Here is an 8,849-nt window from a genome sequence, read left to right on the forward strand (position 1 = left end):
TTGTCAAAGTTTAAAACTTTGACAAAGCTTTTTTATTTGAAATTTGACCCCGCTGGGGTCATACATACATTATCGTAATTTTTTGCTATAAATATTTGACCTCTCCGAGGTCAGTTTTCTTCGGCAGAAAATTCTTGATGGCTATAAATATTTGACCTCTCCGAGGTCGGTTTTTCAATTATTTATAACGCGTTAGCTTAATTTATTTCATCCAACAAATCTTGATACGTTATTTTTTTAATTTCGGAGACTGTTGCGTTGTTGATTACTTTTACACGAATGGCTCTCAGACCAGAAACTCCCTGAAGATCTTCAACTTCAAATTGTTCAATTGAAGGCTCTAGGATTTTTTTGTGCTGCAGGTATTTAATATATTTTAAATATTCTGCTTCTTCGCTGTTTTGAGAATATACAATTGTGATTTTTTCTTTTTCTGTAATTCTTTCTGTACTTCCTTTAATATGCGATTTGTCAATTCGTTTTTTAACGACTTCATATCTCGCATTGTAGGTTCCGTCTACATCAAAACGTTTTTCATCCATTCTAAAACGGATGGAAAGAGGAGAACTGAAAACCAAAATCAAAGAAGTAACGTCCAATTCATAAGGAAGCGAAGTCTTCAAATCATGATGTTCCAACTCCATTTCGCATAAAGTCTGCAACTGCCATAAACGAAGGTTGTGCAAATACATGATGTCGAATGGTTTGGTTGGAGAAATTGAAGCTCCAATGTATAAATTATGTTCTACACCATCTGTTTTAAAACGCTCGTAATAATGCGGATAAATCTGCTGTGCCTCAACTTGTTTTCTGTCTAGAACCGTTGCCAATCTTTTGTTGATAATAGACATTGCGTTATCAAACTTTTTTCTTTCCTGATAAAACATTCCGGTTTTTTCATCCAGATTATCAAAGTATGATGTAGTCAGCTTTTCGCTTTTTGCATTGCCTTGGGTGTTTTTTAAAATTGGATGAATTTCTTCTTCTATATAGCGCTGAACATGCTGTTCTGTATCTGCTTTTAAAGGAAAATCTAATTCGCTTCTAAGTGACTCCAATTCAAATTTTCTTTGTTCCAACAGAACAAGATTAGAATTTGGTTTCTGGTTGTCAAAAATCTCCAAAAGAGCCGTAAGCTGATTTTTCAAATCGATTTTTACGGTTTCATTTCGATGTTCAGACGAACCTTTTATATCAATTTGGCCATACAGCGGATATACATTTTTAAAAACGATTTCTTTAAAAATATAATCTTTAGTATGATTCATATGCTGAAAATAATTCTGCGATTCTCTTTTAAACTTCCAATACACACTTGGGTGAATCGTAGTATATTCTCGCTGAATAATAGCTTCGATCTGATGCTGCATATCTGTATTGTAACGATCAATAGTATCAGTCAAATACGGCAGAACCAAATCTAGTTTTGTTGCATTTACGCTGTTTAAATCTCGCGGATTTTTAGAAACTAATTCAACAACTCCCAATAAATGCCCATTTTTAATAACGGGTGCAAAAATGCAACTCTGAATGCCTTGAGAGATTAAATGCTCGCCAAGTCTTTTATTGGTTGACTCCTCTGTAAATTTGCTGACGTTTGAAATAACGAAAGGTTCTTTATTGTCCAGTAAATTTTCGAATGAACATCCAAAAAAAGCATTTTTGCAATCGACTTCCTGATCAGAAGAAAGTAAAAAGCTCTTCATTTGGTTGGCGTATTTTGCCGGTCTGATAAATTTCTCTTCTTCAGGATTGTAAATGATAAAACCTACTTTTAAACTCGGAAGATTAAAAATGGACTGAAATATATTAGAAATTTCCTGATCTGTATTAACCGTTTTTGGTCCAGGTTTCAGCAAATTACTTTTTAATATAGAAATAGCGCTTTCTGTTGTAGCATCAAACAAAGACACAATTCCGAAACCTCTTAAAATCCAGCTTCCTTTTGGAAATTTAGATTTCCACAAATTAATATCGTTATAATTATCTATTAATTGATCAATATCTTCTTGAGTTAATGGAACAGAGTTTTCAGTTGGAATAATTTCCATAAAATCAGCATTATATAAAATTCTGTAATGCTTTTCTACACCATTTTCATCTGGAATGTCATAGAAAAAAGGTTGATTAAAATCAATACGCTGATTGTAATAGTAACTTAAAATTAAGCAACAATTATTAATATAGAATTGATGGTCACTAAAATCACGAATTTCCATATAAAACTCGTCTCCCGCATTTTTAAGAATCTTTTTAAAGCGTTCTGAATAATTGAAAGAGATGTTTTGAAATGGAATGGTTACTGCTTTTATTTCGTTGTGCGTTAATGCAGTAGGAAATAAGTCAGCAAGAATGTTTTTGATTAAAGCTTCATTTTTTTTGATAACTGAATAATCTGTGATTCCGGTTCTTAATTCTGGAATCAATTCAATTTGTTCTAAAATCGCTTTGGCATAGTTGGATCTGTAATCAACATCAGACAAAGCAATTTCTTCAAAAGATTCAATTAGCTTGTGAAATGAAATTATGGTGGTAAAAGGACTTTCTTTAAAAAATTGAATATCCATGGGAGTAATTTTTTAATGCAAAATTAAGGATAAATTAAGAATGCCCGACATTTTTCGATTTCTTTCGTCTATGGCTACATAATAGTTTTCCTTATAATTAAAGGGTTTAAAAAAGCAGTATTTTATTTTAACTAAAAATTAACACATTAAATAACGGAACGATCGTTCCGTTATTATATCTTTGTACCATAATAATTGAATAATCAATAACTTAATAAACAAATAAAATGAAAAATTTAGAAAACAAAGTAGCTATAGTAACTGGTGGTAATAGCGGAATTGGATACGCAGCAGCGGCAGATTTAGCAGCAAAAGGAGCAAAAGTAATTGTAACTGGAAGAAACAAAGAGGCTTTAGCAAAAGCGGAAACAGAATTGGGAGTAAAAGGAATTGTAGCGGACCAATCTGATTTAAAATCAATTGATAACTTAGTAGAAGAAGTAAAAGCTGAATTCGGAAAAGTGGATATCTTATTTTTGAATGCAGGAATTGCTTCTTTTGCACCAGTTGATTCAGCTTCAGAAGAACATTATGACAGCATTATGAATGTCAATGTAAAAGGAGTTTATTTTACAGTTCAGAAACTGCTTCCAATTTTGAATGATGGTGGTTCTATAATTTTTAATACTTCTGTAAATGCTCATGTTGGAATGCCAAATTCTAGTGTTTATGCTGCAAGTAAAGCTGCCGTATTATCATTAAATAAAGTTTTTGCTGTAGAATTGGCATCAAGAAAAATTAGAGTAAATGCTGTTTCTCCTGGTCCTGTTGAAACACCGCTTTATGGAAAAGTTGGTTTAGAAAAAGAAGATGTTGAAGGTTTAGGGGCTGCTCTTGGCGAAAAGATTTTATTGAAACGTTTTGGACAAGCTTCAGAAATTGCTAAGACAGTTAGTTTTCTTGCTTCAGACGATGCCTCATTTATTACAGGAACAGAAATTGTTGTTGATGGAGGATTAATTGTAAATACGGTATTATAATTTTTTTGACTAATTCAGGAACGATTGTTCCGTATTTTTATATCTTTGTAAACGAATTTAATTTGAAATATCATGGCTAGAACGAAAGAGTTTAATGAAGATCAAGCTTTGGATAAAGCAATCGAGATATTTTGGCACAAGGGTTATAACGGAACATCTGCTCAGGATTTGGTAAATCATTTAGGTTTGAGCCGTTCGAGTTTGTATGATACTTTTGGTGATAAACAGCAATTGTTTTCAAAATCGTTGTTACGTTATCAGCAGCAGGCACAAGATTCGGTTAAAGATCTTTTAGAGAATTCGCAAAATGTTAAAGAAACACTGCATGCTATTTTTAAGCAAGCTGTAATAGAAAGTCTTGAAGACCGAATTACTAAAGGCTGTTTTATGGTTAATTCGTCTGTAGAACTGGCAATGCACGATTCTGAAATCGCAAAGATTGTAAAAGATAACAGCCAGATTATGGAAGAAGTTTTTACAAATGCCGTAAAAAAAGGACAGGAAGCAGGGCATATTTCTAAGCAGATGGATGCAAAAGTTTTAGCTCGATTTATCTTTAATAACTATTCAGGAATTCGAGTTTTGGCTCGTGCAGGAGAAAGAGATAAACAGGTTTATGATGATATTGTAAAAGCTGTATTCTCAGTTTTATAGAAAAAATAGTAAAGAAATAAAAAACGGCAGTTACAAATTGTAATTGCCGTTTTTTGTGTTGTAAGTAAGTAATAGAAAATGAAAACTTCTTAGCTTTTTTCTTCTTTATTGAAGTAAACTAAGTAGTAATACATTTGTTTTTCTTCATCCCAGCCTTTTTCAACAAATTTTTCAGCACTTTCTGGATTGATAAAATCCATTTTAATCTGAATGTGAGTATCCAGATTAATTACGTTTTTAATCGATTTTCTAGCGTCAGAAACTGCTGCGTTGGCAATAGGGAATGAGGTTACATCTTCGATGCTGTATTTTTCTCCTTTATCAACTTTATAGTTTTTAAATTCAGGAATCAAATCAGGATTGTCTAGTACTTCATTCAAGAAATTCTGCTCTTCAAACTGATCATTTTTAGCGAAATAATTCACAGATCGGTTCATAAACATTACTTCCTCTTTCTTGTCTTCTGCTGGCAAAACAACGTCTTTTGCGAAGTTTTGACAGAATTTTAAATATTTTTTAGTGATGAAATTTTCATCTTCAAAAGCATCAACAGATAAAAAGTGCTCTAGCCAGTAACGCGCATCATAACGGTTGCTGTCTACAGTCAAGATTTTATATCCTTCTTCTTTTTTGTAATTGAAAATCAAACATCCTTTATCTAATTTACTTAGGTTAATTCCCTGCTGTAAAATCATTTCAAGGTTGCTTCCGTTTTCTTCAAACTGTAAAAAATCTGCTTGAAGTTCACTTTTAAAAATTCCGATTGCATCAACAACATTGTTATCAATACTTAGATTAGTCAAATACGTTACATAAACCTCTCCGTTTTTAATGTGCGGGTGATTTGACTGCTCGTATAAATGCTTTGTGATGTTTTTAGAAACCTCATGAATGTTAGCCGGATTAGCAAAAATCTCAGTTGCATATTTAAACATGTCGTTGTAGTCTAAGTCCACTTCGTGTGCAAACTGATAGTAGTTTTCTTCTTTTTCTCTAAAAGGCTTAAAAAAGAATTCTTTTATCAAAGGAACAATTTCATCATTTAAATTAAATGGCTGCTCCGATAAAAAAATAGCTTCGTTACGGCTTTTGTTTCCTACGCGATGTATCGCAAGGGTATCGATGTGGGTGTTGAATAGGTTGATCATTTTTTTCTAGTTTCATAGAAACAAAGTGACAAAGTGACAAAGGTTTATTTGCTGTCTTTTAATTTTTTTATAAAAGCACTCAGCATTCGTTCCAATTCTCTACTTTCTCCGTTTGTTTTACTGAATTGATACTCGTTTATATATTTTAAATTGAATGAAATTTCAAGTTGTGTCTGCATTTCGAATAATGATGACATAGAAATATTTAAGAATCTTAATAATTCAATTTTTCCATCTCTGCCGTATCCTTCAGCAATATTACTAGGTATTGATATTGAGGATCTTCTAATTTGCGAAGATAACCCATAAATTTCTTCTTTTGGAAATGAATTTGTTAGTTGGTAAATTTCAGTTACCAGATTCATAGATTTTTGCCAGATAAAAAGGTCTCGAAAAGTTTTCATATTTTATATTTAAAAATTAAATATAAAAATAAGAAAAAACCTATAAATAGTTAATTCCGAAAAGCAAAAAACTTTGCACCTTTGTCACTCTGTCACTTTGAATCTATAAAAATCAATTCCAATTCTCCTCAAATCCATAATCTTCGAAGCTATCGTCGCCTTCGAACATGTCAAGATCATCTTCGTCAAGATCGTCTTCAAATTCTCCGTAGATATCGTCGTGCATGTCATCTGCCTCAAAGTTTTTTTCGATGGCGTCTGCTGGCATTTCACCGTGAGAAAATAAAGTTTCTGGGTAAGTAACTCCAACTTGTTCATCTTCTACAGCAGCCAATTCAACTAAGAAAGTCCACATGCTGATGAAGTCATAAACGTAGATAATCTTTGTATTTTCTTTGTCTAAAATACTAGATAACGGATAATCGTTCATGGTTCTTATTTCGCCAGGAACATCTCCTGTATCAAAAAGCGGAATTTCATCTTCTTGATTCCAAGTATCATCACAAGTATAAAATGAAGCCACTTCTGATCCGTCAAAGCCAAAAGAGTTGAAGATTGCATTGTGTAAATCCTCAAGTGTATCCTCCTCAAGAATTGCAATGTCTCTGAAAATATCTTCTTCGGCGTCTAGAATAACTCTAAATTTATAAACCATAATCTTTGTTTTTATTGAGAGGTCAAAGGTAAAATATAAAAAACGAAATACGAATCTCGAATCGTGATTTGTTGAAAAGATTTTAATCTTCTGGTTTTCTGTTTTTTAATTATTGCGGTCCTGCAAGGTTTCCAAAACCTTGTAGGTCTGTTTTTGTTGTTAAAGTTATACCTACAAGGTTTTGTCAGGCTGAGCGGAGTCGAAGCCCACATTCCAATTGGAGCGCCCTTCGACTTCGCTCAGGGTGACATTGACAGTAAACTTAAACTATTTTCTCGCCAACCTCTTTCTTAATTTATGATAATGCTTGTGGTAAGTGCTATGACTCGGATAACTTCTGCTTGAAGTCATATTATTGAAAATTAAAGCCGTAAAAAGTAAAATTAAAACTCCTGTAAATACGGGAGAAAGAACATACATATATCCTAAAGCTTTTACTTTTTCAGTTCCGATAACCGCAATTAAAGCCGTTGCTCCTCCAGGCGGATGTAGCGTTTTGGTAATCTGCATTAAAATAATGGCAATTGAAACCGCAAGAGGTGCCGCAATCCACATAATGTCTGGAACCAGTTTATGAACTGTAACCCCAACAAAAGCAGAAATTACATGTCCGCCCACTAAATTTCGTGGTTGAGAAAACGGACTCTGAATAATTCCGTAAACCAAAACACTCGAAGCTCCAAAAGAACCAATTAAATAAACTGCATCTGGACCTGAAAAATGGATGGATTGCACATAAGCCAAAATTCCGATTCCGACGAAAGAACCTAAAAATGACCAAAAGTGTTCTTTATAATCAATTAATGTTTCTTTATATAAAATGTAGCGTGTTTTTCGATAGCTTCTTTTTATTTTTTCAGTTGGCATAATGTGTGGTATTTTACTTGAGCGTTGTGCTTTTTAATACATTTCGATCCCTGTTACTAAACGTAGCAAAACACTGTTTTTACAAAATTTCGGTATTAAAATTATTTAATTAAACTTGGAGAATAACTGTATACGGTATACGGATAAATAGTTTTTGCCGTATATTTTGAGATTAAACAAACAACCAGAATTGGGAAAAATAATGTGTAATCATTCGTTAATCCGCAAACCAAGAAAATGGCAGTAAAAGGCGCATGAATACTAGCGCTTAAAACCGCTGCCATTCCGATAATCATAAAGTTAACCGGAATTACATTTACATGAAAAAAGCTGTTTAAGATGGAAGCTAGTAATAATCCTAAAAATGCACCGATGAATAAACTTGGAGCAAAAACACCTCCATCGCCACCAGAAGCCAGCGTGATCGAAGTTACAATTGGTTTTAGAATTAAAATACCAATAAAAGTAAGCGCTAAAGTTATCGTAAGCTGTGCTTGATGTGCGTTTCCGAAAATTCCTTTAATGGCATGGTAACCTTCTCCGTATAACTGTGGAAAAAAGAATAAGGAAAGACTCAAAACTGCAGATCCTAAAATGATTTTGTAATAATGCGTATCGATTTTACCAAATTGTGATTTAAAGAATAAAACACAACGCGTTAGATAAACCGAATTCATTCCCGCTAATATTCCTAAAAGAATGAAGTACGGAATTGCTTTTAAATTCCATGTTGCAATTGAAACGGCAAACAAAGGTTCTTCTTTTAGAATAGTCAATAAACCGAAAGCTATAGAAACAGCAATTAAATTTGAAATGATAAAAGCTCGGGTTACTTTTCTTGAAATTACTTCAAAAGCAAATAAAACTCCCGCAATCGGACTGCTGAAAAGCGCTGTAACACCTGCCGCAACTCCCGCGCAAATTAATTCGGTTTTATATTGGCGGAAAACATTTTCTTTTTCGTGCGCAACAGAACCAATGGTTGCTGTAGCCACTACGGTAGAAACTTCAATCCCTGTTGAACCTCCAAAAATTACGGTTAATAATCCGTTGATGAAGTGTGATGGAATTTTATAAGAAGGAAGATTTTTAGATTTTGATGCTGTACTTTCAAAAACTTCTTTGATGCCTTTGTTTTCTTTTTTCTTAAAAAGATATTGTCTTAAGAAATAAATTACTGATAATCCGAAAACAGGAAATATGATGTAAAATATCGGATGAACAGAGACTTCATGAAAGAAGATTTCTTCGTAATATTCTGTTATTTTTTTAAGTGAAATTCCGAGAAAGGCTGAAAGAAACCCAATTAAGATAGAAACAATAACTAATTTTCGGAATTTAATGAATTGATGATTTTTTTTGATTTGCGCCGTTTTGTTCATCAGAAGTAAGTTTGCTGTCCGCACTTTTTTTATGCGGGTTACAAAATTAAGAAGCAAATTCGGTTTTTTCTAGAAAATATTGATTTTAGTGTGTTAAAATCGATATAAGCAAGAAAATTCTTTCTCTTGATGGTATTGCCACGAAGTCGCTAAGGCTCGAAGTTTTTTATTATCTAAAGTTAATAGGTTTGT

At 32.9% G+C, this 8,849-nt stretch carries 8 protein-coding genes; 2 read left to right on the forward strand and 6 right to left on the reverse strand.

The features are described from left to right. Positions 1-197 precede the first annotated feature (197 nt). On the reverse strand, positions 198-2,567 hold the full coding sequence (locus tag ACWA1F_RS22500) for a GAF domain-containing protein (protein ID WP_456897109.1): 2,370 nt from the start codon (positions 2,565-2,567) through the stop codon (positions 198-200). 227 nt (positions 2,568-2,794) lie between these two features. Here ACWA1F_RS22500 and ACWA1F_RS22505 point away from each other — a divergent pair, with 227 nt between their 5' ends. Further along, positions 2,795-3,547 (forward strand): SDR family oxidoreductase, encoded by a 753-nt coding sequence (locus ACWA1F_RS22505; RefSeq protein ID WP_456897111.1) that lies wholly within the window; start codon positions 2,795-2,797, stop codon positions 3,545-3,547. A gap of 72 nt (positions 3,548-3,619) precedes the next feature. Continuing rightward, positions 3,620-4,201 (forward strand): TetR/AcrR family transcriptional regulator, encoded by a 582-nt coding sequence (locus ACWA1F_RS22510; protein WP_456897113.1) that lies wholly within the window; start codon positions 3,620-3,622, stop codon positions 4,199-4,201. A gap of 89 nt (positions 4,202-4,290) precedes the next feature. Here ACWA1F_RS22510 and ACWA1F_RS22515 read toward each other — a convergent pair whose 3' ends face one another. The 5 genes from ACWA1F_RS22515 to ACWA1F_RS22535 form a co-directional block, all read right to left on the reverse strand. Next, positions 4,291-5,349 (reverse strand): nucleoid-associated protein, encoded by a 1,059-nt coding sequence (locus ACWA1F_RS22515; protein ID WP_306156061.1) that lies wholly within the window; start codon positions 5,347-5,349, stop codon positions 4,291-4,293. 44 nt (positions 5,350-5,393) lie between these two features. After that, a complete protein-coding gene (locus tag ACWA1F_RS22520) occupies positions 5,394-5,753 on the reverse strand; it encodes a four helix bundle protein (protein WP_456897115.1) in 360 nt (119 codons plus the stop codon). A gap of 112 nt (positions 5,754-5,865) precedes the next feature. Continuing rightward, positions 5,866-6,408 (reverse strand): IS1096 element passenger TnpR family protein, encoded by a 543-nt coding sequence (locus ACWA1F_RS22525; protein ID WP_125719847.1) that lies wholly within the window; start codon positions 6,406-6,408, stop codon positions 5,866-5,868. A gap of 267 nt (positions 6,409-6,675) precedes the next feature. Further along, complete coding sequence (locus tag ACWA1F_RS22530; RefSeq protein ID WP_456897117.1) at positions 6,676-7,275, reverse strand: HPP family protein; 600 nt, start codon at positions 7,273-7,275, stop codon at positions 6,676-6,678. A 101-nt stretch (positions 7,276-7,376) separates the two neighbouring features. Further along, positions 7,377-8,657, reverse strand: a complete 1,281-nt coding sequence (locus ACWA1F_RS22535; protein ID WP_456897119.1) for a chloride channel protein — start codon at positions 8,655-8,657, stop codon at positions 7,377-7,379. Positions 8,658-8,849: the final 192 nt, after the last annotated feature.

It is taken from the genome of Flavobacterium erigeronis (genome assembly GCF_054075165.1).

Excerpts from the sequence above, each read along its gene's own strand:
- ACWA1F_RS22525 (WP_125719847.1), bottom strand. The coding sequence starts at position 6,408 with ATGGTTTATAAATTTAGAGTTATTCTAGACGCCGAAGAAGATATTTTC.
- ACWA1F_RS22500 (WP_456897109.1), bottom strand. The coding sequence starts at position 2,567 with ATGGATATTCAATTTTTTAAAGAAAGTCCTTTTACCACCATAATTTCA.
- ACWA1F_RS22515 (WP_306156061.1), bottom strand. The coding sequence starts at position 5,349 with ATGATCAACCTATTCAACACCCACATCGATACCCTTGCGATACATCGC.
- ACWA1F_RS22520 (WP_456897115.1), bottom strand. The coding sequence starts at position 5,753 with ATGAAAACTTTTCGAGACCTTTTTATCTGGCAAAAATCTATGAATCTG.
- ACWA1F_RS22535 (WP_456897119.1), bottom strand. The coding sequence starts at position 8,657 with ATGAACAAAACGGCGCAAATCAAAAAAAATCATCAATTCATTAAATTC.
- ACWA1F_RS22530 (WP_456897117.1), bottom strand. The coding sequence starts at position 7,275 with ATGCCAACTGAAAAAATAAAAAGAAGCTATCGAAAAACACGCTACATT.
- ACWA1F_RS22510 (WP_456897113.1), top strand. The coding sequence starts at position 3,620 with ATGGCTAGAACGAAAGAGTTTAATGAAGATCAAGCTTTGGATAAAGCA.
- ACWA1F_RS22505 (WP_456897111.1), top strand. The coding sequence starts at position 2,795 with ATGAAAAATTTAGAAAACAAAGTAGCTATAGTAACTGGTGGTAATAGC.